The sequence below is a fragment of the Streptomyces cavernicola genome (assembly GCF_029968035.1).
Classification (GTDB): Bacteria; Actinomycetota; Actinomycetes; order Streptomycetales; family Streptomycetaceae; genus Streptomyces; species Streptomyces cavernicola.
Window position 1 is genome coordinate 159,410 of the sequence record NZ_JASCIQ010000012.1, and the last position, 24,665, is coordinate 184,074.

The window sequence follows — 24,665 nt, forward strand, 5'->3', positions numbered from 1 at the left end:
CCGATGAGCGCCCAGGACCCGTACCTGATCATCTCCTCCGACTGCCATGCAGGCCTTCCCACCGAGGAGTACCGGCCCTACCTCGACTCCCGCTTCCACCGCGACTTCGACGAGTTCCTCGCTGGGCGGGACCGCCGCCGGGAGGAGATGACGCGGCTCGGGGTGCGCAACGAGGCCTTCGCGAGCAAGTGGTTCAGCGACAACGAGGAGGGCCTGAAAGGCGGTTGGGACCCGGCACAGCGCCTCAAGGAGCTCGACGGCGACGGGGTGGCCGCCGAGGTCGTCTTCCCCGACGCGGACGCCGTCGACAGCCGGACCGCGGCCCCGTTCGGTGTGGGCCTCGGCCTCTCCGGCGACCAGGACCCCGAGCTGGGCATGGCGGGCGCGCAGGCGCACAACCGCTGGCTCGCCGAGTTCGTCGGGCAGAATCCCGAACGGCACTGCGGCGTCGCCCTGTTGCCCGTCACCGGCGAGGTGGACCGGGTCGTCGCCGAGATCCACCGGGCCAAGGAGTCCGGGCTCGGCGCGCTGATGATCCCGTCGATGTGGGTCGACAAAGCGCCCTACCACGACCGGCGTTACGACCCGGTCTGGGCGGCCGCCGCCGAGACCGGAATGCCGCTCGTCACGCACTCCGGCGCCGCGCCCCGGCACGAGTACGGCGACCACCTCGGCATCTACGTCAGCGAGGTCACCTGGTGGCCCGCCCGGCCGCTGTGGTTCCTGCTCTGGTCCGGCGTCTTCGAGCGGCACCCGGACCTCAAGTTCGGGGTGGCGGAGTCGGGTTGCTGGTGGCTGCCGAACCTGCTCTGGTTCATGGACCGGCTCTACCTCGGCGCGCACGGCGGCAAGAAGCTCTCGCCGTTCGCCGAGCTGAAACGGCCACCGCACGAGTACCTGGACCGGCAGGTGTTCGTCTGCGCCACCAACACCAAGCGCCGCGAACTCGCCCAGCGGTACGAGATCGGCGTCGACAACATCCTCTGGGGCTCCGACTTCCCGCACCCCGAGGGGACGTGGCCCGACACGCGCGCGTGGCTGCGGAAGACCTTCCACGACATCCCGGTCGCCGAGACCCGCCGCATGCTGGGCCTCGCCGCCGCCGAGGTCTTCGGCTTCGACACCGCGAAACTCGCCCCTATAGCGCGGCGTATCGGCCCCACCCCCGCCGACCTGGGCCAGGACGAGGACCAGAGCGCCGTCGAGGCCTCCTGGGCCCGCTCCCGCGCGGTGGGCCGACACTGGCTCACAGAGCACGATTTCCCGGTCCTGGGGGTGAGCTGATGCGGCCCGACGACCGCTACACCGTCATCTCCGCCGACTGCCACGCGGGCGCCGATCTCCTCGACTACAAGCCGTACTTGGAGGCGATCCACCACGACGCCTTCGACGCCTGGGCGGCCGCTTACGTCAATCCGTACGAGGACCTGCTCGCCGACACCGCCGACAAGAACTGGAACTCCGAGCGCCGCATCGCCGAGCTCGAAGCGGACGGCATCGTCGCCGAGGTGGTGTTCCCCAACACCATCCCGCCGTTCTTCCCGTCCGCGTCCCTGATGGCCCCGGCGCCCACCCGCGCGGAGTTCGAGCAGCGCTGGGCGGGCCTGCGCGCCCACAACCGCTGGCTGGCCGACTTCTGCGCGGCGGCCCCGGGGCGCAGGGCCGGGGTCTTCCAGATCCTCCTCAACGACGTGGACGAGGCGGTGCGCGAGATCCGCCGCTGCCATGCCGCGGGCCTCACCGGCGGACTGCTGCTGCCCGGCACACCGCCGGGTTCAGGACTGCCCGAGCTGTACGCGGCGGCGTACGACCCGATCTGGGCGGTGTGCGCGGAGCTCGGAGTTCCGGTCAACCACCACGCGGGCTCCGCGTCACCGCCGCTCGGCGAGGAGCCGGCGGCGCGGGCGGTGTTCATGGTGGAGACGACCTGGTTCTCGCACCGGGCGCTGTGGCACCTGATCTTCGGCGGGGCCTTCCGCCGCCACCCCGGCCTGAACCTCGTCCTCACCGAGCAGGGCTCGGGCTGGATCCCCGGCGTGCTCGACCTGCTGGACTACTACCACGGGCGCCTGGTCTCGGCCGCCACGAAGGCGGGCGCGGGGGCGAGTACGAAGGCCGGTGCGGGGGCGGTCACCGCCGAGTCCAAGTTCGGTGCGGGGCTTGCCGATTCGATGGGCAAGGGCCCGTCCGCCGTCTGGGCCGAGAACTGCTACGTCGGGGCCAGCTTCATGCGGCCGCACGAGGTGCTGCTGCGCGAGCGGATCGGCCTCGACAAGATCATGTGGGGCAGCGACTACCCGCACGACGAGGGCACGTACCCGTACAGCCGCGAGGGCCTCAGGGCCGCCTACGCCGGGCTGCCGCCCACGGAGGTCGCGGCCATGGTCGGAGGTAACGCGGCCCGCGTCTACGGCTTCGACCTGGACCGCCTGGACGCCCTCGCGGCGAAGGCCGGCCCCACGGTCGCGGAGCTCGCCGAACCCCTCGACACCCCGCCCCCCGACGCCACGTCGCCGGTCTTCGCCCGCGGGGGGTCGGTACGGGTGTGGTGAGGGTGCGCGGGCCCGGTGCGCCATGCCGGGCCTGAGCCGGGTCGGGAACGGTCCTGTTGATGTCGGGTGCAGGCGGAAGGGCTCGGGCCGCTCATGTACGTCTGACGTTCATGCACATCTGTCGCCGCGACGTCTACCGCAACTATTGACCCGTCGACGGTGGCGGCGGCCCGCCGGCCGGCGGGCGCGGTGTAGAAGGCCCACAGCAAAGAACGGCTTACCGGAAGTAATACTTGTCGGTAACTGCATCTAGTCGGGGCCGCCCGCCCGCCTTTACGGTGCACCCATGTCCCCGAATCTGCCCGATGTAGTGCTGTGGTCCATACCGGCGTTCGTGCTGCTCACGATCATCGAGATCGTCAGCTACCGCCTCCACCCCGACGAGGAGTCCGCGGGCTACGAGACCAAGGACGCGGTCACCAGCATCGGCATGGGACTGGGCAGCCTCGTCTTCGACTTCCTGTGGAAGATCCCGATCGTCGCCATCTATACCGCGGTGTACGAGCTGACACCGCTGCGCGTGCCCGTCCTGTGGTGGACGATCCCGCTGATCCTGCTGGCCCAGGACTTCTTCTACTACTGGCAGCACCGCGGCCACCACGTCATCCGCATCCTGTGGGCCTGCCACGTCGTGCACCACAGCAGCCGCAAGTTCAACTTCTCCACCGCGCTGCGCCAGCCCTGGACCAGCCTCACCGGCTGGCCGTTCTACCTGCCGCTGATCGCGCTCGGCGTGCACCCGGCGGCCCTGGCCTTCTGCTACTCGGTCAACCTCGTCTACCAGTTCTGGATCCACACCGAGCGCATCGACAAGATGTGGCGGCCCTTCGAGTTCCTCTTCAACACCCCCTCGCACCACCGCGTCCACCACGCCTCGCAGGGCAGCTACCTGGACCGCAACTTCGGCGGCATCCTGATCGTCTGGGACCGGCTCTTCGGCTCGTTCGTGCCCGAGACCGACCGCCCCGTCTTCGGCCTCACCAAGAACATCGAGACGTACAACCCGATCAAGGTCGCCACCCACGAGTACGTGTCGATCGCCAAGGACCTGAAGGCGGCGCGGAGTTGGCGCGAGCGGGGCGGGCGGCTGTTCCGCGGGCCCGGCTGGTCGCCCGTGCCGCCCGCCGAGGCGCAGCCGCAGGAAGCGGTCGCGGAGGGCGCCGCGTGAGCCGCGAGCGGCTGCTCCTCGCCGCCTTCGGCCTCGCCCTCGCCGGCGACCTGACGTCCCTGCTCGCCGAGTTCACGCCCGGCCACACGGTCTTCAAACCGCTGCTCATGCCCCTGCTCGCGGCGTACGCGGTGTGCGCGTGGCGGTCCGGCGAGGGCACGGCGGGCGTGCCGCGGCTGCTCGTCGCCGCGCTCCTCTTCGGCTGGGGCGGCGACACCCTGCTGCTCTTCGACGCCGAACTCGCCTTCCTCGGCGGCATGGCCTCCTTCGCGGCCGGCCACGTCTGCTACCTGCTGCTCTTCGCGCGGTACGGGAAGGGGCGCCCGTACACGCTCGCGCTCGGCCTCGGCTACGGGGCGGCGCTCGCCGGCACGGTCGCGCTGCTCTGGTCCGACCTGCCGGCCGACCTGCGCGTCCCGGTCGCCGGATACAGCCTGCTGCTCACCGCCATGGCGTTCCGCTCGGCGCGGCTCGGGCTCGCGGCGGGCGTCGGCGGGGCGCTCTTCCTGCTCTCCGACACCCTGATCGCGACCGGGATCGCCGAGTGGCCGCAGCTGCCCAGGCCGGACTTCTGGGTCATGCTCACGTACGCGGCGGCCCAGTACCTGCTGACCTCGGGAGTCCTCGCGGCCCGCCCCGAAGCGACCCCCGAAGCGACCCCCGACGCGAACCCCGAGGCGACGCCGGAGGCCCGTACCACCGCTTGAGCTCTCGTGGTGGCTCAGCCCCAGAGGGGCCGTTCCCACCACACCGGTCCGGGCACGGCCGTCAGAAGCGCCGAGACCGCGACAACCACTGCGAGCACCAGGACCTCGACCCGTGCCGGGACGATCGCCGCGTACGGGTCGGGGGAGCGCCGCAGCCGGACCCGCGCGGCCACGGCCAGGGCGGCGATGGCGGCGACAAGGAGCAGCTTGGCGATCAGGACCCGGCCGTAGGCGGTCGTGAACACCGAGTCGAGGGGCAGTTTGCGCAGCGTCGAGCAGATGCCGGTGGCCGTGACCCCGGCGAACAGAACCGCCGCCACGCGCGCGTAGAGGCCGAGAAGCGCGGCGCCCGCGGTGGGCCGCGCGCGCCAGGCCCGCATCGTGCGCAGCACCTGCAGCAGGCCGCCCGCCCACAGCGCGGCACACGTCAGGTGGACGAGCGTGAGCGCGCTGCCGATCAGCGGGTCGTCCTCCCGGCCGAGGTCGGGGTGGGCGCGCAGCGCCTCCGCCACGATCGCCGCGGCGAGCGGCAGCGTGGCGGTGCCGGGCCTTCGCGACCGGGCGCAGAACCCGGCGGCGGCGAAGGCGTTGACCTCGACGAGTGCGAGCAGCCCGTCCGTCGTGTCGTACAGGCGGCCGGGGTGCAGCTCGGCCGGCGAGCCCGGTACGAGGTTGCCGTTGGCGACGATGAGCGCGAGCCCCACGGCGGAGGCCGCGCCGACGAACGCCGCGACGAGCGCCCAGCTGCGCGGCGTGCCGCCCGGCGCGTCCGGCACCCGCCGCGACAGCCACGCCGCCGCGGACTCCCCTACGAGCACGCACAGCGCGGCGAACATCGTGATCCGCAGCAGCGTGACGACTCCGGCGCCGGGCGGACGGGCCTCGCCGGTGCCGTCGAGGGCGAGGGAGGGGCCGAGCAGGGGGACCAGGGCGGCTGCGGTGACCAGGACGAGCACGGCGAGCGCTCGCCGTGCGGCGGGCTTTTCGGTTCCTGTACGGGTATCTGTGCCTGCGGCTGCTTCTGCGGTGGCGGATGGTCTGGACATGCTCACTGACCGATCGTCACCGCAACGCACGAGCAGAGCAAGCCGATCCTTCCCGGAGCCCCCAGCAACCGACTACAGGGGCTCCGCCCCGGACCCCGGCTGTCGTTCGGCTGCCGCTTCGTTGTGGCTGGTCGCGCAGTTCCCCGCGCCCCTGTTCCGGGGGCTTCGCCCCGGATCCCGGCTGTCGTTCGGCTGTCGCGCCGTGGTGGTTGGTCGCGCAGTTCCCCGCGCTCCTGTTCCGGGGGCTTCGCCCCGGATCCCGGCTGTTGTTCGGCTGCCGCTTTGTTGTGGCTGGTCGCGCAGTTCCCCGCGCCCCTATCGGGGCACCCATTGCCAGCCCCAGCCCACAAAGTTCAGCCCCCCCCAGCCCCGCCAAAGTTCAGTCCCAGGCACCTGTGAGGCGGCCAAGTCCCCCAGGCGCCCGAGAAGCAGAGCCAATCCCCCAGGCGTCTGAGGGGGCGGTGGGCCCAAAAATCAGCCCCTCCGGCGTTTGAGGAGCGGGGGTCCGGGGGCTGGCCCCCGAGGCGGGGTCCGGGGTGGAGCCCCGTGGTGGGGTTCAGGGGCGACAGCCCCGGGAGCGGGGGGGGCTGGGGGCGCAGCCCCCGGAGCCGTCCGCCAGGACTTTCGGGAAGGGGCGGGGAGGGGATTAAGAACCCTCCGCCCACCGAGCCGCATCCGTCCCCCAACCCCCACTGGCCCACCCCCAGTTGAGGGGGCCGCCCTCGTAAGACACCGGCGGCAGCGCATGCCGCAGGCGGCCGAGCGGGCTGTCGGTCTCCGTCACGTCCGCGGACGCGTCGTACGACGTGCCGCCGCCGCCCCGACGCCCCGCCGCAGGCAACCCCAGCAGCCAGTGCGCGGTACGGGCGAGGGCCAGGCGCACGAGGCGGGCCCCGGGCGCGGAGAACCGTTCCGTGCAGGCCCGCAGAACGGCCGCAGCGAGGAGATACCCCGTGCCGTGGTCAAGCGCCTGGGCGGGCAACGCGCCAGGCCGGTCCGACGACGGCTCCCGCTCGACGTCCGCGATGCCCGTCGCCGCCTGGACCAGGCTGTCGAAGCCGCGCCGCTCCGCCCACGGCCCACTCCGGCCCCACGCGGACAGCTGCGCGACCACCACGCCCGCGCGCCGCTCGGCCAGGGCGTCGGGCGTGAGCCCGAGCCGGTCGAGCGCGCCGGGACGGTAGCCGGTGACCACCACGTCCGCGCCGGCGAGCAGCTCGTCGAACGTCGCACGGTCCGTCGGCCGGCCCAGGTCGAGCAGCGTCGACCGCTTGCCGAAGCCCGTGTCCGCGTGCAGGTCGGCCAGCTCGGGCAGGCCCGGCGCGTCCACGCGGAGCACGTCCGCGCCGAGCAGAGCGAGCGTACGAGTGGCGACCGGCCCGGCGAGGACCCGGGACAGGTCAAGGACCCGCAAACGCCCACCACGCGCGCGTGGTGCACGATTTCCGAGCCGCTCCCGGTGCACCAACGGCTCGGCCGCGACCACGGCGCCCTGCTCATGAGTGGCCCACTGTGCGCGCGTACGCAGTGCCACCGCGAGCCCGCCCGCGGCGTACACCCGCTCCTCGACGTCGACGGCCCGCAGCTCCGCGAGCGCCCGCTCCACGCCCTCCACCGCGTCGTCCCGCAGCCCGAGCGCAGCGAGCAACGCGCCCCTGTGATGCGGGTAGTTGGCATGCGTACGCACCCACCCGTCCGCCGTACGCCAGAACCGCGACAGCGGCGCGAACGTGCTCGGCTCCCGGCCGTCCACCCGCAGCTGCCGCTCGCTCGTGAACGCCGTCGCCACCGCCCCGTCGTCCACCCGCACGCGCGGCACCGCCCCGCCACCGTCGTCGCACCCCGACGCGTACTCCGCCGCCGCGAGCGAGCACACGGCCACACACGCGCGTGCCGCGTCAAGCACCGGCAGACGGGACGGAAGCAGCCCCGAGAAGCCCCCCTCGTACGTCACGGAGGACAGCAGAGCGGCCGGGCCTTCGAGCGCGGACCAGGCCTGGACGACGGCGGCAGGGTGCGGAGCGTCACCGGAAGACATGCGCCCATGACAGCACAACGCACGGAAACGGGCCGCCCGTTGACCGGACGGCCCGTACCCGAGCGGAAGGGTCAGTCGCGGACCGCGTCCAGGGCGTCCACGATGCCGAAGCCGTAGAAGCCGTTCAGGTTCTCGCCGCCCTCGCAGACCGCGTCGACCTTGCCGTCACCGTCGGGGTCGTACGGCTCGGTCGGGCAGCCCGGGTTGTCCGCCTGCTCCTTGAGGAGGCGCTGCAGCTCGGCCGGGCTCGCCTTCGGGTGCGTGGACTTCAGCAGCGCGGCCACACCGGCGGCGTGCGGCGACGCCATCGAGGTGCCCTGCAGCCAGCCGTACTGGTTCTCCGGCATGGTCGACAGGATCCGCCCGTTCTTCGACGGGTTGTCCGGGATCTGGTACTTGTCGCCGCCCGGCGCCGCGACGTCGATGACGCCCTTGCCGTACGTGGAGTAGTACGACTTGAGGCTCTTGTCGCCGGTCGCGGAGACCGTGACCACGCCCGGCAGCTGCGTCGGGAGGTCGAAGCACTCGCTCGGGTCGATGGTGCGCTCCACCGGCGTCGAGTCGTCCGGCGAGGAGTCGTCCACGATGGCGTCCGAGGCCAGGTCGTGGTTGGAGTTGCCGGCGGAGGCGAGGTTCAGGGTGCCCTTGCGCTGGGCGTACAGCTGGGCCCGGTTGACCGCGTCGACGATGCCCTTCTGGTCCGGGTCGTCCATGCAGTTGTACAGCCACGGGTCCACGTAGTAGCTGTTGTTGGTGATCTCGATGCCCTTGTCGGCGGCGAACACGAAGGCGCAGACCACGCTCTCCGGGTAGAACAGCTCGCTGACCGGGTCGGCCACCTTGATGCCCGCGACCTTCACGCCCGGGGCCACGCCCGCGACCCCGATGCCGTTGCGCGCGGCGGCGATCTCGCCCGCCACGTGCGTGCCGTGGTAGTGGTCAGGCTTCTCCGGCCGCCAGGCGCCCGGCGAGGTGTCCGCCTTGCCGCCGACGCAGTTCGCGGACTGCGAGGCCGAGAAGTTGGGGGCCAGGTCCGGGTGGGTGTCGTCCACGCCGGTGTCGATGACGCCGACCGTCACCTTGTCGCTGCCCGGGTTGATCTTCGCGGCCTTGTCGGCGCCGATCGCCCGCAGGTCCCACTGGTCGGCTTCCATCGGCTCGGCGTCCGCGGCCGCCGCCTTGGTGCTCGCGGCGGGGGCGTCCACATACTGCGGGGCGCCCTCCTCCGTCGTACCGGCCGCCTCCAGCGGGGCCGTACGGGTCGCGCCGGCGGACTGCACACCGCGCGCCTTGCGTATTTCCTTGCCGAAGTCCGGGTTCGCCGAGTGCACGACGATGACGCCGATGCGGTCGTACGCGACCACGACCGTGCCGTCGGCCGCGGCTATCGCCTTCTTCACCGAGGCGATCGTGTCGGAGTCCACCTTCGTGTTCACCACGTAGGCCAACTTCGGGGCGTCCGCGGCCACTTGGGTCTGCTCGCCCTGGGGCGCGGCCGCAGACGCGGAGCCCGGCAGCAGCCCGAGCGTCGCCGTCGAGAGGGCGACGGCCAGAGAGGCCGGCGCGGCGAGGCGGCGGCGTCTGGAGCGCAGATGAGTCATGGGGTCTCCACTTCATCCGTAAACAAAAAGCCCGAACACCAGCCGTGCTCGGGCGTCACTTGGCGCGAAGCCAAGGCCTGAACCTAGCGCCGCCCATCCCTGACCGGCAACGACTTGCCATAGAAAGATGGGGAGTTGAGGTGCAACGGGCGCGCCGCCGTGCGGTTGCGGTTGGGTGAAGCAAGCATCTAACCCCTGTTGGATCACGTGTCGATGGGCCTAGCATCGCCATCCGGCCCGCGTGACCTTCATCACTTGCCAGCGCGAGGTCGAGCCCGCAGACCAACGCACCCGTGTCGCTAGGAGAATCCGTGGCCACCGATGCACCACCACCGTCGAAGGGCGGTTCACAGAACAGTCCGGCGACGCCCACGACGGAGCAGTTCGTCGAGGTGCAGAAGGGTGCGGAATTCGGCGAACTGCGCCGTTCGCACCGTTCTTTCGCCTTCCCGCTGACGATCGCGTTCATCGCCTGGTACCTGCTGTACGTGCTGCTCTCGAACTACGCGGGCGGCTTCATGGGCGCCAAGCTGTTCGGCAACATCAACGTCGCCCTCGTCTTCGGGATCCTGCAGTTCGTCAGCACGTTCGTCATCGCCTGGCTCTACTCGCGGCACGCCGCGAAGAAGCTCGACCCCAAGGCCGAGGCGATCAAGTCCCGTATGGAGGCCGGAGCATGAGCGAGACGACGGTCCAGGCCGCCACCCTCGCGGCGTCCGCGGTCAGCGAGCACCAGCCGCTGATCATCACGCTGTTCGGCCTCTTCGTCGTGGCCACCCTCTTCATCACCGTCTGGGCCGGCCGGCAGACCAAGGACGCCGCCGACTTCTACGCCGGCGGCCGCCAGTTCACCGGCTTCCAGAACGGCCTCGCCATCTCCGGCGACTACATGTCCGCGGCCTCGTTCCTCGGCATCGCCGGCGCCATCGCGCTCTTCGGCTACGACGGCTTCCTGTACTCCATCGGCTTCCTCGTCGCCTGGCTGGTCGCGCTGCTCCTGGTCGCCGAACCGCTGCGCAACTCCGGCCGGTTCACGATGGGCGACGTCCTCGCGTACCGGATGCGGCAGCGCCCCGTCCGTACCGCCGCGGGCGCCTCCACCATCGTCGTGTCGATCTTCTACCTGCTCGCGCAGATGGCCGGCGCGGGCGTCCTCGTCGCGCTGCTGCTCGGCATCACCACCGACGCGGGCAAGATCGGCATCGTCGCCCTCGTCGGCGTCCTGATGATCGTGTACGTGACCATCGGCGGCATGAAGGGCACCACCTGGGTGCAGATGGTCAAGGCCGTGCTGCTGATCGGCGGCACCGTCCTGATCACCTTCCTGATCCTGCTGAAGTTCGGCTTCAACATCTCCGACCTGCTCGGCTCGGCCGCCGAGAACAGCGGCAAGGGCGCGGCGTTCCTGGAGCCCGGCCTCAAGTACGGCGTCACGCCCACCTCGAAGCTGGACTTCATCTCCCTCGGTATCGCCCTGGTCCTGGGCACCGCGGGCCTGCCGCACATCCTGATCCGCTTCTACACGGTGCCCACCGCCAAGGCCGCCCGTAAGTCCGTGAACTGGGCCATCGGCATCATCGGCGCCTTCTACCTGATGACGATCGTCCTCGGCTTCGGCGCCGCGGCCCTGCTCAAGCCGGACGTGATCACCGCGTCCAACAAGGCGGGCAACACGGCGGCGCCGCTCGCGGCCCTGGAGATCGGCGGCGGCGGCGACTCGGCCGGCGGCGCCATCCTGCTCGCCGTGATCTCCGCCGTCGCCTTCGCCACGATCCTCGCGGTGGTGGCCGGACTGACGCTCGCGTCCTCGTCGTCCTTCGCGCACGACATCTACGCCAACGTCATCCGCAAGGGCGAGGCCACCGAGAAGGAAGAGGTCCGCGCGGCCCGCTGGGCGACGGTCGCCATCGGCATCGTCTCCATCGCGCTCGGCGCCCTGGCCCGCGACCTCAACGTCGCAGGCCTCGTCGCCCTCGCCTTCGCGGTCGCCGCCTCGGCCAACCTGCCGACCATCCTCTACAGCCTGTTCTGGAAGCGTTTCACCACCCAGGGCGCCCTGTGGTCGATCTACGGCGGCCTCGCCTCGTCCGTGCTGCTGGTGCTGTTCTCGCCGGTCGTCTCGGGCAAGGAGACATCGATGTTCCCGGCGGTCGACTTCCACTGGTTCCCGCTCGAGAACCCGGGGATCATCTCCATCCCGCTGGGCTTCCTGCTCGGCTGGCTCGGCACGATCCTCTCCAAGGAGGAGCCGGACGCCGGGAAGTACGCGGAGCTCGAGGTCCGCTCCCTCACCGGCACCGGCGCCCACTGAGCCGCACCGCCCGCCGCACCGCCGCGGCCGCGTCGTAGATCCCTACGACGCGGCCGCGCCGCGTCTCGTGGGATCGGGCCCCCTGTTCTTGTCAGCGCCGTCGCGTAGGCTCAGGGATCACGGAACCGGAAAGGGAGGGGGTCGACGTGCTCATCGACACCTACGGCAGAGTGGCCACCGACCTGCGGGTCTCGCTGACCGACAGGTGCAACCTGCGGTGTACGTACTGCATGCCCGAAGAGGGCCTGCAGTGGCTGGCCAAGCCGGACCTCCTCACGGACGACGAGATCGTCCGCCTCATCCGCATCGCCGTCACCCAGCTCGGCGTCACCGAGGTCCGCTTCACCGGCGGCGAGCCCCTGCTCCGCCCCGGACTCGTCGGCATCGTCGAGCGCTGCGCCGCCCTGGAACCGCGCCCCAAGATGTCCCTGACGACCAACGGCATCGGCCTGAAGCGCACGGCCGAAGCCCTCAAGGCCGCAGGCCTGGACCGGGTCAACGTCTCCCTGGACACCCTCAGGCCGGACGTCTTCAAGACCCTCACCCGCCGCGACCGCCACCGCGACGTCCTGGAGGGCATGGCCGCCGCCCGCGAGGCCGGCCTCACCCCGGTCAAGGTCAACTCGGTCCTGATGCCGGGCCTCAACGACGACGAGGCCCCCGACCTCCTCGCCTGGGCCGTGGAGAACGACTACGAGCTCCGCTTCATCGAGCAGATGCCCCTCGACGCCCAGCACGGCTGGAAGCGGGACGGCATGATCACCGCCGGTGACATCCTGGAGTCGCTGCGCACACGCTTCACGCTCACCGAAGAGGGCCAGGAGGAGCGCGGCTCCGCCCCGGCCGAGCGCTGGATCGTGGACGGCGGCCCGCACACCGTCGGCGTCATCGCCTCGGTGACCCGCCCGTTCTGCGCGGCCTGCGACCGCACCCGCCTCACCGCCGACGGCCAGGTCCGCACGTGCCTCTTCGCCACCGAGGAGACCGACCTGCGCGCCGCCCTCCGCTCGGACGGCGAGGACGGCTCGGACGAGACGATCGCCCGGATCTGGAAGCAGGCCATGTGGGGCAAGAAGGCGGGCTCGGGCCTGGACGACCCGTCGTTCCTGCAGCCTTCCCGCCCCATGTCGGCGATCGGCGGCTGACGGACTCACCGGCCGACCGGCTGACGGACTGACCAGCTGACCGGGCCGCAGGGCTTCGCCGGTCAGCCGTCCGCGGTCGACTCCTCCCAGTCCTCCAGGCGTACGACGTCCTTGAGGAACCCGCGCACGCCGAGGAACTTCGACAGGTGCTCGCGGTGCTCGTCACAGGCGAGCCAGGTCTTGCGCCGCTCAGGCGTGTGCAGCTTCGGGTTGTTCCACGCGAGGACCCACACCGCATCGGCACGGCAGCCCTTGGCGGAGCACTGCGGGATGGCGGGGGGGTCGGAAGGCGTACCGGGAAGGCCGGGGAGACCGGGAAGATTCACGCCCCAACCCTAAACAACGCAGAAAAGGCGACGCCGAGCAGCCACGGGGGGAGCTGCCCGGCGTCGGTCTGTCGCTCCGACGGGGGATGCGGAGCGCGTACGAAGTATGTCATGGGGGACCCGGTGCGGTGCACCGGAACAACATGATTGATCTGAGCTTTTCTTGAGCTTTGCTGCCGGCGGGTGTCCGGGCCGCGCCGCGAGCGCCAATCAGCCCTGCCCGCCTGCCCGTTCACGCCTACCGCCGTCGCTCTCCGCGGCCGCCTCCGCCGGGCCCGACTCCTTCTCCGCGTCGGCCTTCGTGTTCTCCGCATCGGCCTTCGTGGTGAGCATCGGCCGCACCGGCGGCGGCACGAAGGTGGAGGGCAGCGAAGGGGCGTTCTCCCGACCGGCGTTGGCGATCACCACCGCGATGTAGGGGAGGAGGATGCCGAGGACGAGCGCGACGATCGCGACGTGCCGCTCGACGTTCCACAGCACCGCCGCGAGGATCACGGAGACCGTGCGCACGGACATGGAGATCACATAGCGGCGCTGCCGGCCGCGCACGTCATCGGCGAGGCCCTGCCGGGCGCCGGTGATCCGGAACACCTCGACGTTCTCGTGCTTCCGCATCACGTCCACCACCCCGCCCGCTGTAACCGGCTCGTCCCAGACTGACCCCTCCACGGTACGCCCGGCCCTTCCGGCCGACGAGACCGGGGCGCTCGTAACCAGCGGGAACGCGCCGCCGTCCCAGGTCCCGGACAATCTCCGAAATGCGCGGTATGCCGGGAGGTCCGAAACTGGGCCTATCTGCTCACCGACCCGTACGAGGAGGCAGCCATGGGCTGGTTGTGGGCGATCATCGTGGGATTCGTGCTCGGGCTTCTCGCCAAGGCGATCCTTCCCGGCAAGCAGCACATGCCGCTGTGGCTGACGACCGTGTTCGGCATCATCGGCGGCGTGGTCGGCAACTCCCTCGCGGCGGGCTTCGGCATCGCCGAGACCCGGGGCATCGACTGGGGCCGGCACGCCCTGCAGGTGGCCGCCGCCGTGGTCCTGGTGTTCCTGGGCGACATGCTCTACCAGGCGGTCCGCGGCAACAAACAGGTCACCTGACTCCACGTACGCGAAAGGGGGCCGGCCCCGACGGGCCGGCCCCCTTCGTCATGCCTGGACCTGGATCAGGCGTCGACGATCTCGATCGCCGCCAGGTTCTTCTTGCCGCGGCGCAGCACCAGCCACCGGCCGTGCAGCAGCTGCTCGCGCCCGGCCACGGCGTCCTCGGCGGCGACCTTCTCGTTGTTCACGTACGCACCGCCCTCCTTCACCGTGCGGCGCGCGGCGGACTTGCTGGCGACGAGGCCGACCTCGGCGAACAGGTCGACGACCGCGCCGAGTTCGGTCACCTTGGCGTGCGGCAGCTCGGAGAGCGCCGCGCTCAGCGTGGCCTCGTCCAGGTCGCCGAGCTCGCCCTGGCCGAAGAGCGCCTTGGATGCGGCGATCACGGCCGCGCACTGGTCGGCGCCGTGCACCAGGGCGGTCAGCTCCTCGGCGAGCGCGCGCTGCGCGGTGCGCGCCTGCGGCCGCTCCTGCGTGACCTGCTCCAGCTCCTCCAGCTCGCTCTGCGACTTGAAGCTGAGGATGCGCATGTACGTCGAGATGTCCCGGTCGTCGACGTTCAGCCAGAACTGGTAGAAGGCGTACGGCGTGGTCATCTCGGGGTCGAGCCAGACCGCGCCGCCCTCGGTCTTGCCGAACTTGGTGCCGTCCGCCTTCGTCATGAGCGGCGTGGCCATGGCGTGCGCCGAGGCCTCCGGCTCCAGGCGGTGGATCAGGTCGAGGCCCGCCGTCAGGTTGCCCCACTGGTCGGAGCCGCCGGACTGCAGCACGCAGCCGTAGCGCCGGTACAGCTCCAGGAAGTCCATGCCCTGCAGGAGCTGGTAGCTGAACTCGGTGTAGCTGATGCCCTGGTCGGACTCCAGGCGGCGGGCCACCGAGTCCTTGGTGAGCATCTTGTTGACCCGGAAGTGCTTGCCGATGTCGCGCAGGAACTCGATGGCGGACATGCCGCCCGTCCAGTCCAGGTTGTTGACCATCGTCGCCGCGTTGTCGCCGGACTCGAAGTCCAGGAACGGGCGGATCTGCGAGCGCACCCGCTCCACCCACAGCGCCACCGTCTCCGGGGAGTTCAGCGTGCGCTCGGCGGTCGGCTTCGGGTCGCCGATCTGGCCCGTGGCGCCGCCGACCAGAGCCAGCGGGCGGTGGCCCGCCTGCTGCAGCCGGCGCATGGTGAGGACCTGCACCAGGTGTCCGACGTGGAGGCTCGGCGCGGTCGGGTCGAAGCCGCAATAGAAGGTGATCGGACCGTCCGCGAGCGCCTTGCGCAGTGCGTCCTCGTCAGTGGACTGCGCGAAAAGTCCGCGCCACTGAAGCTCGTCGACGATGTCCGTCACGATCCCGTGTCTCCTCGAAGCGAAAGGTCGGCCGCAGAAGTGGGCCGCTGGGCTCAGTCTATGGGGGCGGCGCGGTGGGCCCGAACCGGATTCTGCCGGCGGCAGAGGAACGGGAAGGGCGCGCTCCGCGCGGAGCGCACCCTCCCCGTTGGTTCACAAGGTCACACGCCCTTGCTGACCGAGCTCATGTTGAAGTCCGGCACGCGCAGGGCGGGCATCGCGGCCCGCGTGAACCAGTCGCCCCACTCGCGCGGCAGCGTCTTCTCCGTACGGCCCGCCTCCGAGACCCGGCCGAGGAGGCCGACCGGGGACTCGTTGAAGCGGAAGTTGTTGACCTCGCCGACCACCTCGCCGTTCTCCACCAGGTACACGCCGTCCCGGGTGAGGCCGGTGAGCAGCAGCGTGGCCGGGTCGACCTCGCGGATGTACCAGAGGCAGGTCAGGAGCAGCCCGCGCTCGGTGGCCGCGACCATCTCGTCCAGCGACTTCTCGCCGCCGCCCTCCAGGATCAGGTTGTCCACGCCGGGCGCAACGGGAAGTCCCGTCAGGCCCGCGCTGTGCCGGGTGCTCAGGAGGTGCGTGAGCTCGCCGTCGCGCAGCCAGTCCGTGGGGCCGAGCGGCAGCCCGTTGTCGAACACCGAGGAGTCGTCCCCGGAAGCGTGCGCGAGCACGAACGGGGCGGATTCCAGGCCGGGTTCGCGCGGGTCGCTGCGCAGCGTCAACGGCAGCTCGGACAGCTTCTCGCCGACCCGGGTGCCGCCGCCCGGCGTGGAGAACACCGTCCGTCCTTCGGCGGCGTCCCGCGCGCCCGACGACCAGTACTGGTAGATCAGCAGGTCGGCCACGGCGCTCGGCGGCAGCAGCGTCTCGTACCGCCCGGCGGGCAGCTCGATGCGGCGCTCCGCCCAGCCGAGCCGGGTGGCGAGCTCCGTGTCCAGGGCCGCGGGGTCGACGTCCTTGAAGTCCCGCGTGGCCCGGCCCGCCCACGCCGACCGGGTCAGGTCCGGCGACTTGGCGTTCAGCTCCAGGGTGCCGTTCGGCTGGTCGTGCCGGAGCCGCAGCCCTGTGGACGTACCGAGATAGCTGGACGTCAGCTCGTGGTTGGCGAAGCCGTACAGCTCACGTCCGCCTGCACGCGCGCGTGCGAAGGCCTCGCCGAGGGCGGGCGCGAAGTCCGCGAACACGTCGGAGGTGGTCTCGGCGGGCGCCTCGGCGAAGTCGGCGGACACCGTGCCTCCGGAGACCAGCGGCTGCGCGTCCTCGGCGGGCCCGGCCGAGCGCGCGGCGTCCTCCGCGGCCCGCACGAGGTCCTCGAGGTCGGCGGTGGTGACCGCGGCGCGCGAGACGACGCCGGAGGCGGTGCCCTCCTTGCCGTCGACGGTGGCGATCACGGTGAGGGTGCGGCCGCGCGTCACGCCGTTCGTGGTCAGCGCGTTGCCCGCCCAGCGCAGGTTCGCCGTGGACTCCTCGTCGGCGATCACCACACAGCCGTCGGCCCGGGAGAGTTCGAGGGCGCGCTCGACGATCTCGTGCGGCTTGTTCGTACGAGAGCTCACTGACCCGCCTCCTGCGTGGTGTTCAGACTGTGCTTGCCCGGGGGACGACCCCCGGACCCCCAGCCGGGGGCGGTGCGGAATGGGCGCTTCATTGACCCGCCTCCTGCGTGGTGTTCAGGATGTTCACGTTCTGGAAGAGGGCCGACGGGCAGCCGTGGGAGACCGCCGCGACCTGGCCCGGCTGGGCCTTGCCGCAGTTGAACGCGCCGCCCAGGACGTACGTCTCGGGGCCGCCGACCGCGGCCATCGAACCCCAGAAGTCGGTGGTCGTCGCCTGGTACGCGACATCGCGGAGCTGGCCCGCGAGCCGGCCGTTCTCGATCTTGAAGAAGCGCTGGCCGGTGAACTGGAAGTTGTAGCGCTGCATGTCGATGGACCAGGAGCGGTCGCCGATGACGTAGATGCCGCGGTCCACCCCGGCGATCAGCTCGTCCGTGGACGGGCCCTCGGGCGCCGGCTGCAGGGACACGTTCGCCATCCGCTGCACCGGCACATGCGCGGGGGAGTCGGCGTACGCGCAGCCGTTGGACCGCTCGAAGCCGGTGAGCTTCGCGATCCGCCGGTCCAGCTGGTAGCCGACCAGGGTGCCGTCCTTGACCAGGTCCCAGGACTGTCCTGCCACGCCCTCGTCGTCGTACCCGATCGTGGCGAGGCCGTGCTCGGCGGTGCGGTCGCCCGTGACGTTCATGACCTCGGAGCCGTACTTGAGCTTGCCGAGCTGGTCGAACGTCGCGAACGAGGTGCCCGCGTAGGCCGCCTCGTAGCCCAGCGCGCGGTCCAACTCCGTTGCGTGGCCGATCGATTCGTGGATCGTCAGCCACAGGTTGGACGGGTCCACGACCAGGTCGTACGCACCGGGCTCGACGCTCGGCGCGCGCATCTTCTCGGCCAGGAAGCCGGGGATCTGCGCCAGCTCGGAGTCCCAGTCCCACACGTCGCCCGTGAGGTACTCCCAGCCGCGCCCGACCGGCGGCGCGATCGTGCGCATCGAGTCGAACTCGCCGCTCTTCTCGTCCACCGCGACCGCGGTGAGCTGCGGGTGCAGGCGGACCCGCTGCTGGGTGGTGACGGTGCCCGCGGTGTCGGCGTAGAACTTGTTCTCCTGCACCGTGAGCAGCGAGGCGTCCACGTGCGCCACCCCGTGCGCCGCGAGCAGCCGCGCACTCCAGTCGGCGAGCAGCGCGGTCTTCTCCTCGGCCGGCACGTCGAAGGGGTTGATCTCGTACGCGGAGATCCACGTCCGGTCCGCGTGCACCGGCTCGGCGGCCAGCTCCACGCGCTCGTCGGATCCGGCGGCGGCGATCACCTGCGCGGAGAGCTTCGCCATCGCGACGGCCTGGGACGCGACCTTCGCCGCCGCGTCCATCGTCAGATCCACGCCGGAGGCGAAACCCCAACTGCCGCCGTGCACCACGCGCACCGCGTACCCCAGGTCCGTGGTGTCCGACGAGCCGGAGGGTTTGGCGTCCCGCAGCCGCCAGGCCGCACTGCGCACCCGCTCGAAACGGAAGTCCGCGTGCTCGGCGCCCAGGGCGCGGGCGCGGGCGAGCGCCGCGTCGGCGAGCGCCCGCAGCGGCAGCGCGGTGAACGCTGCGTCGATGGAACGTTCCACGAATGTCTCCTGTCGGCTGCTGTCGGTGTCCGTGACCGGTGCCTTCGTTGCCGGTGCGGCCGTCACGGGTGTCCGTAACCGGTTGTGCCGGTGTCCGGTGCGTCCGGTGAGCGGCCGGACGTGTCCGATCATGTCGCGGCGGCCCGTACGGTCGCCAGACCTTTCTGTAGAGACCCGACAGTCACTGCTCCGAGGGGCTGTCGGGGCTCGATTCTCCGTATCGCGGAAGCTACCGATAGTTTGCTGGGGTACCAGACTGCTAGGGAAAGGGTGATCCGTTGAGCCGCTCGGTTCTCGTCACCGGAGGCAACCGGGGCATCGGCCTCGCCATCGCCCGCGCTTTCGCCGACGCCGGCGACAAGGTCGCGATCACATACCGCTCGGGTGAGCCGCCGGAGGGCTTCCTGGCCGTCCGGTGCGACATCACCGACGCCGAGCAGGTGGAGCAGGCCTACAAGGAGATCGAGGAGAAGCACGGTCCCGTGGAGGTCCTCGTCGCCAACGCCGGCGTGACCAAGGACCAGCTCCTCATGCGCATGTCCGAGGAGGACTTCAGCTCCGTCCTCGACACCAACCTCACGGGCGCCTTCCGCGTCGTGAAGCGCGCCAACCGCGGCATGCTGCGCGCCAAGAAGGGCCGCGTCGTGCTGATCTCCTCCGTGGTCGGGCTGCTCGGCTCCGCCGGCCAGGCCAACTACGCCGCGTCCAAGGCCGGCCTCGTCGGCTTCGCGCGCTCCCTGGCCCGTGAGCTCGGCTCGCGCAACATCACGTTCAACGTCGTCGCGCCCGGCTTCGTCGACACCGACATGACGAAGGCGCTCAGCGACGAGCAGCGTCAGAACATCGTCGGCCAGGTGCCGCTCGGCCGTTACGCGCAGCCCGAGGAGATCGCCGCCGCGGTGCGGTTCCTCGCCTCGGACGACGCTTCGTACATCACTGGAGCCGTCATCCCCGTTGACGGCGGATTGGGCATGGGGCACTGACACCGATGACTACCACTGGCGGAATTCTCGAGGGCAAGCGCATCCTCATCACGGGTGTGCTGATGGAGTCCTCCATCGCGTTCCACGCCGCGAAGCTGGCCCAGGAGCAGGGTGCGGAGATCATCCTCACCGCGTTCCCGCGGCCGACGCTGACGGAGCGCATCGCCAAGAAGCTCCCCAAGCCGACGACGGTCCTCGAACTGGACGTCACCAACGACGAGCACCTCGCCGGCCTCGCCGACAAGGTCCGCGCCGACCTGGGCGGCCTCGACGGCGTCGTGCACTCCATCGGTTTCGCGCCGCAGGACGCCCTCGGCGGCAACTTCCTCGACACCCCCTTCGAGTCGGTGTCGACGGCCATGCACGTCTCCGCGTACTCGCTGAAGTCGCTGACCATGGCCTGCAAGCCGCTCATGCAGGACGGCGGCTCGGTGGTCGGCCTGACCTTCGACGCGCAGTTCGCCTGGCCGCAGTACGACTGGATGGGCCCGGCCAAGGCCGCCCTGGAGGCGACCAACCGCTACATGGCGCGCTACCTCGGCCCCGACAACATCCGTTGCAACCTGGTCTCGGCGGGCCCGATCGGCTCCATGGCCGCGAAGTCCATCCCGGGCTTCTCCGACCTGGCCTCGGTGTGGGACACCCGCTCCCCGCTGAACTGGGAGCTCTCCGACCCGGAGCCGGCCGGCAAGGCCATCGTGGCCCTGCTCTCGGACTGGTTCCCGAAGACCACTGGCGAGATCGTCCACGTCGACGGCGGCCTGCACGCCATCGGCGCCTGATCCCTCTCCGTACGACTGGTTACGACTGGTTCGTACGAGGCCGACGCCCCGTTTCCCGCTCCGCGCGGGAGGCGGGGCGTCGCCCGTTCGGCCCCGCCGGCCGGGCGCCCCAGGCCCGAAGTGCGCACGCTGGAAGTCGAGTTCGAGACCGTGACCCGGTCCGGGTTCGAGACCGCTCTCTCCCCCTTGTGGTGCAGCCACGGCAGCCCGAGTGACTTGTCGTAGTACGGCCGAGGAGGTCCTTCCGGTGCGCAGGCCCCACAGTTTGCCCTCGGCGCTCGCCGGGCTGGCCCTGCTGGTCTGCCTTCCGGTGTCCCTTCCCGCGGCGCTCCCCGCGGAGGCCGCCCCTCGATCCGTCTCGCGTCCGGCTTCGGGGTCGGTGGCGCAGCCGCAGCGGCCGTTCGGTGCGACGTGCCGTACGCGTCAGTCCGGCTCGCACGTGGTCGCGTACTGCCACAACCCGTACCCCGAGACCGACCGGGTCGCTCTGCACATCGAGTGCCGCCGCTGGTGGGACATCGACACCGACACCGCGCGGGTGACGGCGGAGCCCGCGATGACGGTGCGGCTCACCGGGCGCTGCTGGAAGGAAGTCGGGTCGGCCTGGGTCAGCCACGAGCGCTGAGGCGTGCTGGGGTCGCGCCCTGCGCGGTGAGCGCGGCGAACGTCAATCCCGAACCCGGCACTGGGTGTTAAGGCGGGACCGGCCTGCAGGCGCAGAACCGTCTCTGGGCGTTGATCCGGAAACCGCCACTACGCGCGCGTGCCGTTCACTTACGCGTGAGTTCCGCCTACGCGTGAGTTCCGCCCTCGTCCTCGTCGAACTTGCCCGTGCGGCACAGGAACGGGTAGCCCGCGGCCTCGGCCGCCGCCGTGTCCGCGTCGCCCTCGCGGATCGCGTCGACGAGCCGCACGTGGTCCATGTTGTTCTCGGGGGTGAGCCGCTCGCCCACATCGTCGCGCAGCCAGGCCCGCAGGACCTCGCCGAGGTCGGCGTACAGCTCGGTCAGGACCTCGTTGTGGCCGGCCGAGACGACGGCCATGTGGAAGGTCGCGTCGGCTTCGATGAACGCGTCCTTGTCCCGCTCCTGCCAGGCCTGCTCACGGCGTTCGAGCAGGGCGTCCAGCTGCTTGAGCTCACGTTCCGTACGGCGCTCGGCGGCGAGCTTCGCCGCGGTCGACTCGAGGGTGGAGCGCAGCTCGGCGATGTGGCGCGGGTCGGCGTCGGCGAACCTGCGGTGCATCACTCCGGCGAGCTCGCTGGTGGCGGCCACATAGGTGCCGGAGCCCTGCCGGATGTCGAGCAGGCCGTTGTGCGCCAGCGCCCGCACCGCCTCCCGCACCGTGTTGCGGGCGACGCCGAGCTGCTCGACCAGCTCCGGCTCGGTGGGGATGCGGCTGCCCACGGGCCACTCGCCGGACGTGATCTGGTTCCGCAGCTCGGTGATGACCTGGTCGGCGAGTGCGGAGCGCCTGGGTGACATCAGAGGCATGGAACTTCCTTCGGAAGGCGGGCGGGCGTCGCAGGGACTCTTGCGGGCGTCGCCGGGATCTTAAGCGGAGCTGCGCCCCGGACCGGGAACCGGGAGGGGGTGGAGCGAGCATTCATCCCATCATTCTATGATGGCTCTCATGCCACGTGAGGAAACCCAGACGAAGACCCAGGCCCCACCGCGTACGACGGAACCGCGGAGTGTGAGCGAACCGCCCACCACGCGCGCGTGGACCCTGCGGCTCGTCGCGGTCGGCCTCGTCCTCGCGGCGCTCAACCTGCGTCCCGCGATCACCAGTCTCGGCGCACTCCTCGAAGAGGTGCGGGACGGCCTCGGCATGAGCGGCACCGTCGCCGGCGTGCTGACGTCCGTGCCGCCGCTGTGCTTCGCCATCTTCGGTGTGATGACGCCGAAGCTCACCCGCCGCTTCGGCCCGGCCGCCGTGGTGTGCGCCGGCATGGCCGCGATCGCCACGGGTCTCGCGGTGCGCCCCTTCGCGGGCAGCACCCCGGCCTTCCTGGCCGCGAGCGCACTCGCCCTCATGGGCATCGCGGTCAGCAACATCCTGATGCCGGTGATCGTGAAGCGCTGGTTCCCGGACCGCGTGGCCACCATGACCGGCCTGTACTCGATGGCGCTCTCCCTCGGCACGTCCTTCGCGGCCGCGGCCACCGTGCCGCTCACCAGTGCGCTCGGGGGCAAGTGGCAGACCGGGCTCGGCCTCTGGGCGCTGGTCGCCGCCCTGGCCGTACTGCCGTGGCTGTTCGTGGTGCGTGAGCGGCGTACGACCGCCTCCGCCGCGCCCGCCGCTCCCGCCGCCGAGAAGGCCGAGGCCCGGACGGGTCAGGAGGACCAGGCCGCTGCCGCCGCCGAGCAGCGCGAGGCCGCGCCCGCACTGCCCATCGCCCGTAGCCGCACCGCCTGGGCGCTGGCCGTCTACTTCGGGCTCCAGGCCACCGGTGCGTACATCACGATGGGCTGGATGCCGCAGATCTTCCGGGACGCGGGCGTTCCGGCCTCCACCGCGGGCGTGCTGCTCGCCGTGACCATGGCGATGGGCGTCCCGCTCGCCTTCGTCATCCCGCGCGTGGCCGGCCGGCTGCGCAACCAGGGCCCGATCGCCGCCGTCCTCGGCACCTGCGGACTCATCGGGTACGCGGGCCTCTTCCTCGCCCCGGCCGCCGGCGCGTGGGTGTGGGCGCTGGTCCTCGGTGTCTCCAACTGCTCCTTCCCGCTGGCGCTCACCATGGTCGGCATGCGCGCGGGCACGGGTGCGGGCGTCGCCAAGCTGTCGGCGTTCGCGCAGAGCACCGGCTATCTGCTCTCCATCCCCGGGCCGCTGCTCATCGGCGTGCTCTACCAGCACAGCGGCGGCTGGGGCCTGCCCATCGCGCTCATGGCGGGCCTGATGGTGCCGCAGATCGCCGTCGGCATCCTCGCGGGCCGCAACCGCACGGTCGAGGCGGAGCTGGCCGCACGCGGGGCAGCCGCCGCGAAGACCGCCTGAGGTCGCGAAGGCCGCCTGAGCTGCGGACGGCCTGAGGCGCGGAGTCTCAGGCACGGAGCTTCAGGCACGGACGTCCTACGGGCCCCGGAGAGGTCGGCACCCACCACGTGCCGCACCCTTCCGGGGCCCTGTGCATCGCGCACCCCGCTGCGAGCAGACCGGGCAAAGGGTGCGAGACTTGGCGGCATGCCCGTCCTCGAACCGAACCCGCCGAACGGCCAGAAGAAGCTCCTCGCCGTGCTCGGCGCGATGCTGGCCATCACCGTCCTCATCGGCATCGTCGCGTCCGTCGCCTCACCCTGAGCGACGCCGCCGGCGCTGCCCCCGGTGCCGTCCTCGGCGCCATCCCCTAGGGGACAGGTATCAGGGGTAAGTGGGTGGATCACCGGATGGGTCCGGGCCTCCGCAGTCCGTAGGTTCGTGGTGTGCCGCGAAGGAGCGGCGCAGCACCCGAACCGCGGAGGCGAGCGACATGCCGGCACCGGCGCACCCCCGAGCCACCCCGGAGCGACGCGGCCGGAGCGCGGCCGAGCTGCCCTGGTGGGCCCTCGTACTGCCCACGGTCGCCTTCGCCGTGCTGCTCTCCCTCGTGCTCGACCCCTCCGACGCACACGCGGTATCCGGCCGGATCCCGTTCCTGGACGTACTGGCACAGCTCAGACAGGCTCTGCCGTTCTGATCCGATCCGACCGCGCTCCGACCGCGAACCGGAACCGGGCCGAAGGTGATGTTCCGATTCGCTTCGCCTGCCGGTCACCCATGCGTGCGGAGCATGTCAACTACCTGCGCCCTACGGCGCGTTTCGTGCGAAGCTGGGACGCATGAGCGTCGATACACCCCGCAGGATTGTCCTCCTTCGGCATGCGAAGGCCGACTGGCCCCAGGTGTCCGACCACGAGCGGCCGCTGGCGGAGCGCGGTCGCCAGGACGCCCCGGTGGCCGGCCGCAAGCTGGCCGATTCCGGCATCGGCTTCGACCTGGCCATCTGCTCGACCGCGGCACGGACCCGAGAGACCTGGAAGCTCGCCGTCCACGAGCTGCCGCGCCGCCCGAAGACCGTCTACGAAGAGCGCGTGTACGAAGCCTCGCCCGGCGAGCTGATCGCCGTGCTCAACGAAGTGCAGGACGATTTCTCCGACATCATCCTCATCGGGCACAACCCCGGAGTGCAGGGCCTCGCAGACGTTCTCGCCGGCTCGTCCGAGGGCGACGCCCAGGTCCGCATGAACCGGCGCGGCTTCCCGACCTCCGCCTTCGCCATCCTGTCGTACACCGGTTCCTGGAAGGGCCTGGAGCCCGGCACCGCGACACTGCTCGACTACTGGGCGCCGCACGAGTAACTCCCGCCCCGAGGCGCACCGTTCACGGCCGTTCACGACAGAAGGGCCCGGCACGAAACC

General features: G+C 71.1%; 24 protein-coding genes. 15 read left to right on the forward strand and 9 right to left on the reverse strand.

Features of this window, described 5'->3' with window-relative positions; genetic code table 11:
- Positions 1–3: 3 nt before the first annotated feature.
- From QIS96_RS13995 to QIS96_RS14010, 4 genes are all read left to right on the forward strand, one after another.
- Complete coding sequence (locus tag QIS96_RS13995) at positions 4–1,284, forward strand: amidohydrolase family protein (protein ID WP_282542860.1); 1,281 nt, start codon at positions 4–6, stop codon at positions 1,282–1,284.
- Entirely contained in the window at positions 1,284–2,552 is a 1,269-nt protein-coding gene (locus QIS96_RS14000; protein WP_282542861.1) for an amidohydrolase family protein, read from the forward strand. Before QIS96_RS13995 ends, QIS96_RS14000 begins: the two co-directional genes overlap by 1 nt.
- A 286-nt stretch (positions 2,553–2,838) precedes the next feature.
- Positions 2,839–3,720: a sterol desaturase family protein gene (locus QIS96_RS14005; protein ID WP_282542862.1), complete on the forward strand. Its 882-nt coding sequence runs from the start codon at positions 2,839–2,841 to the stop codon at positions 3,718–3,720.
- Positions 3,717–4,427 (forward strand): lysoplasmalogenase, encoded by a 711-nt coding sequence (locus QIS96_RS14010; RefSeq protein WP_282542863.1) that lies wholly within the window; start codon positions 3,717–3,719, stop codon positions 4,425–4,427. Before QIS96_RS14005 ends, QIS96_RS14010 begins: the two co-directional genes overlap by 4 nt.
- A 14-nt stretch (positions 4,428–4,441) precedes the next feature.
- Here QIS96_RS14010 and QIS96_RS14015 read toward each other — a convergent pair whose 3' ends face one another.
- The 3 genes from QIS96_RS14015 to QIS96_RS14025 form a co-directional block, all read right to left on the reverse strand.
- A complete protein-coding gene (locus tag QIS96_RS14015; protein WP_282542864.1) occupies positions 4,442–5,473 on the reverse strand; it encodes a CopD family protein in 1,032 nt (343 codons plus the stop codon).
- A 646-nt stretch (positions 5,474–6,119) separates the two neighbouring features.
- On the reverse strand, positions 6,120–7,511 hold the full coding sequence (locus QIS96_RS14020) for a CoA transferase (RefSeq protein ID WP_282542865.1): 1,392 nt from the start codon (positions 7,509–7,511) through the stop codon (positions 6,120–6,122).
- Positions 7,512–7,582: 71 nt separating this feature from the next.
- On the reverse strand, positions 7,583–9,112 hold the full coding sequence (locus QIS96_RS14025) for a S8 family serine peptidase (RefSeq protein WP_282542866.1): 1,530 nt from the start codon (positions 9,110–9,112) through the stop codon (positions 7,583–7,585).
- 311 nt (positions 9,113–9,423) lie between these two features.
- On the opposite strand from QIS96_RS14025, the gene QIS96_RS14030 reads away from it, so the two are divergent.
- The 3 genes from QIS96_RS14030 (at position 9,424) to moaA (ending at position 12,568) form a co-directional block, all read left to right on the forward strand.
- Positions 9,424–9,792, forward strand: coding sequence for a DUF485 domain-containing protein (locus QIS96_RS14030; RefSeq protein ID WP_282542867.1), 369 nt, complete (start codon positions 9,424–9,426; stop codon positions 9,790–9,792).
- Positions 9,789–11,423 (forward strand): solute symporter family protein, encoded by a 1,635-nt coding sequence (locus QIS96_RS14035; protein ID WP_282542868.1) that lies wholly within the window; start codon positions 9,789–9,791, stop codon positions 11,421–11,423. Before QIS96_RS14030 ends, QIS96_RS14035 begins: the two co-directional genes overlap by 4 nt.
- Positions 11,424–11,569: 146 nt before the next feature.
- Positions 11,570–12,568, forward strand: a complete 999-nt coding sequence (moaA, locus tag QIS96_RS14040; protein WP_282542869.1) for a GTP 3',8-cyclase MoaA — start codon at positions 11,570–11,572, stop codon at positions 12,566–12,568.
- Between the two features lie 62 nt (positions 12,569–12,630).
- On the opposite strand, the gene QIS96_RS14045 is transcribed toward moaA, so the two are convergent.
- Both QIS96_RS14045 and QIS96_RS14050 read right to left on the reverse strand, forming a co-directional pair.
- A complete protein-coding gene (locus QIS96_RS14045; protein WP_408907181.1) occupies positions 12,631–12,894 on the reverse strand; it encodes a hypothetical protein in 264 nt (87 codons plus the stop codon).
- A 210-nt stretch (positions 12,895–13,104) separates the two neighbouring features.
- Positions 13,105–13,509: a DUF3099 domain-containing protein gene (locus QIS96_RS14050; RefSeq protein WP_282542894.1), complete on the reverse strand. Its 405-nt coding sequence runs from the start codon at positions 13,507–13,509 to the stop codon at positions 13,105–13,107.
- Positions 13,510–13,719: 210 nt separating this feature from the next.
- Here QIS96_RS14050 and QIS96_RS14055 point away from each other — a divergent pair, with 210 nt between their 5' ends.
- The gene (locus QIS96_RS14055) at positions 13,720–13,995 is read left to right on the forward strand and encodes a GlsB/YeaQ/YmgE family stress response membrane protein (protein WP_282542870.1); all 276 of its coding nucleotides are present in this window, start codon (positions 13,720–13,722) and stop codon (positions 13,993–13,995) included.
- 65 nt (positions 13,996–14,060) lie between these two features.
- Here QIS96_RS14055 and tyrS read toward each other — a convergent pair whose 3' ends face one another.
- The 3 genes from tyrS to QIS96_RS14070 form a co-directional block, all read right to left on the reverse strand.
- Positions 14,061–15,332: a tyrosine--tRNA ligase gene (tyrS, locus tag QIS96_RS14060; RefSeq protein ID WP_282542871.1), complete on the reverse strand. Its 1,272-nt coding sequence runs from the start codon at positions 15,330–15,332 to the stop codon at positions 14,061–14,063.
- Positions 15,333–15,493: 161 nt separating this feature from the next.
- The gene (locus tag QIS96_RS14065) at positions 15,494–16,888 is read right to left on the reverse strand and encodes a metallopeptidase TldD-related protein (protein WP_282542872.1); all 1,395 of its coding nucleotides are present in this window, start codon (positions 16,886–16,888) and stop codon (positions 15,494–15,496) included.
- An 88-nt stretch (positions 16,889–16,976) separates the two neighbouring features.
- Positions 16,977–18,500, reverse strand: a complete 1,524-nt coding sequence (locus QIS96_RS14070) for a TldD/PmbA family protein (RefSeq protein ID WP_282542873.1) — start codon at positions 18,498–18,500, stop codon at positions 16,977–16,979.
- A gap of 278 nt (positions 18,501–18,778) precedes the next feature.
- Between QIS96_RS14070 and fabG the strand changes: the two genes are divergently transcribed.
- From fabG to QIS96_RS14085, 3 genes are all read left to right on the forward strand, one after another.
- Positions 18,779–19,483, forward strand: coding sequence for a 3-oxoacyl-[acyl-carrier-protein] reductase (gene fabG / locus QIS96_RS14075; RefSeq protein ID WP_282542874.1), 705 nt, complete (start codon positions 18,779–18,781; stop codon positions 19,481–19,483).
- 5 nt (positions 19,484–19,488) lie between these two features.
- Entirely contained in the window at positions 19,489–20,265 is a 777-nt protein-coding gene (gene fabI / locus QIS96_RS14080; protein ID WP_282542875.1) for an enoyl-ACP reductase FabI, read from the forward strand.
- Positions 20,266–20,512: 247 nt separating this feature from the next.
- Entirely contained in the window at positions 20,513–20,890 is a 378-nt protein-coding gene (locus tag QIS96_RS14085; protein ID WP_282542876.1) for a hypothetical protein, read from the forward strand.
- 166 nt (positions 20,891–21,056) lie between these two features.
- Here the strand turns inward: QIS96_RS14085 and QIS96_RS14090 are convergent, their stop codons facing one another.
- Positions 21,057–21,758, reverse strand: a complete 702-nt coding sequence (locus QIS96_RS14090) for a FadR/GntR family transcriptional regulator (RefSeq protein WP_282542877.1) — start codon at positions 21,756–21,758, stop codon at positions 21,057–21,059.
- Between the two features lie 139 nt (positions 21,759–21,897).
- Here QIS96_RS14090 and QIS96_RS14095 point away from each other — a divergent pair, with 139 nt between their 5' ends.
- The 4 genes from QIS96_RS14095 to QIS96_RS14110 all read left to right on the forward strand — a co-directional run bounded on the left by QIS96_RS14095 (position 21,898) and on the right by QIS96_RS14110 (position 24,605).
- Positions 21,898–23,265, forward strand: coding sequence for a CynX/NimT family MFS transporter (locus QIS96_RS14095; protein WP_282542878.1), 1,368 nt, complete (start codon positions 21,898–21,900; stop codon positions 23,263–23,265).
- A gap of 186 nt (positions 23,266–23,451) precedes the next feature.
- Positions 23,452–23,568: an SGM_5486 family transporter-associated protein gene (locus QIS96_RS14100; protein WP_282542879.1), complete on the forward strand. Its 117-nt coding sequence runs from the start codon at positions 23,452–23,454 to the stop codon at positions 23,566–23,568.
- Positions 23,569–23,737: 169 nt separating this feature from the next.
- Positions 23,738–23,944: a hypothetical protein gene (locus QIS96_RS14105; RefSeq protein WP_282542880.1), complete on the forward strand. Its 207-nt coding sequence runs from the start codon at positions 23,738–23,740 to the stop codon at positions 23,942–23,944.
- A 142-nt stretch (positions 23,945–24,086) separates the two neighbouring features.
- Complete coding sequence (locus QIS96_RS14110; protein ID WP_282542881.1) at positions 24,087–24,605, forward strand: SixA phosphatase family protein; 519 nt, start codon at positions 24,087–24,089, stop codon at positions 24,603–24,605.
- Positions 24,606–24,665: the final 60 nt, after the last annotated feature.

Bases quoted from the DNA above. Each gene is read 5' to 3' on its own strand.
- QIS96_RS14095 (WP_282542878.1), top strand. From the start codon at position 21,898: ATGCCACGTGAGGAAACCCAGACGAAGACCCAGGCCCCACCGCGTACG.
- QIS96_RS14090 (WP_282542877.1), bottom strand. From the start codon at position 21,758: ATGCCTCTGATGTCACCCAGGCGCTCCGCACTCGCCGACCAGGTCATC.
- QIS96_RS14020 (WP_282542865.1), bottom strand. From the start codon at position 7,511: ATGTCTTCCGGTGACGCTCCGCACCCTGCCGCCGTCGTCCAGGCCTGG.
- QIS96_RS14100 (WP_282542879.1), top strand. From the start codon at position 23,452: ATGCCCGTCCTCGAACCGAACCCGCCGAACGGCCAGAAGAAGCTCCTC.
- QIS96_RS14025 (WP_282542866.1), bottom strand. From the start codon at position 9,112: ATGACTCATCTGCGCTCCAGACGCCGCCGCCTCGCCGCGCCGGCCTCT.
- QIS96_RS14000 (WP_282542861.1), top strand. From the start codon at position 1,284: ATGCGGCCCGACGACCGCTACACCGTCATCTCCGCCGACTGCCACGCG.
- QIS96_RS14055 (WP_282542870.1), top strand. From the start codon at position 13,720: ATGGGCTGGTTGTGGGCGATCATCGTGGGATTCGTGCTCGGGCTTCTC.
- QIS96_RS14050 (WP_282542894.1), bottom strand. From the start codon at position 13,509: ATGCGGAAGCACGAGAACGTCGAGGTGTTCCGGATCACCGGCGCCCGG.
- QIS96_RS14005 (WP_282542862.1), top strand. From the start codon at position 2,839: ATGTCCCCGAATCTGCCCGATGTAGTGCTGTGGTCCATACCGGCGTTC.
- QIS96_RS14035 (WP_282542868.1), top strand. From the start codon at position 9,789: ATGAGCGAGACGACGGTCCAGGCCGCCACCCTCGCGGCGTCCGCGGTC.
- QIS96_RS14110 (WP_282542881.1), top strand. From the start codon at position 24,087: ATGAGCGTCGATACACCCCGCAGGATTGTCCTCCTTCGGCATGCGAAG.
- fabI (WP_282542875.1), top strand. From the start codon at position 19,489: ATGACTACCACTGGCGGAATTCTCGAGGGCAAGCGCATCCTCATCACG.
- QIS96_RS14105 (WP_282542880.1), top strand. From the start codon at position 23,738: ATGCCGGCACCGGCGCACCCCCGAGCCACCCCGGAGCGACGCGGCCGG.
- QIS96_RS13995 (WP_282542860.1), top strand. From the start codon at position 4: ATGAGCGCCCAGGACCCGTACCTGATCATCTCCTCCGACTGCCATGCA.
- QIS96_RS14015 (WP_282542864.1), bottom strand. From the start codon at position 5,473: ATGTCCAGACCATCCGCCACCGCAGAAGCAGCCGCAGGCACAGATACC.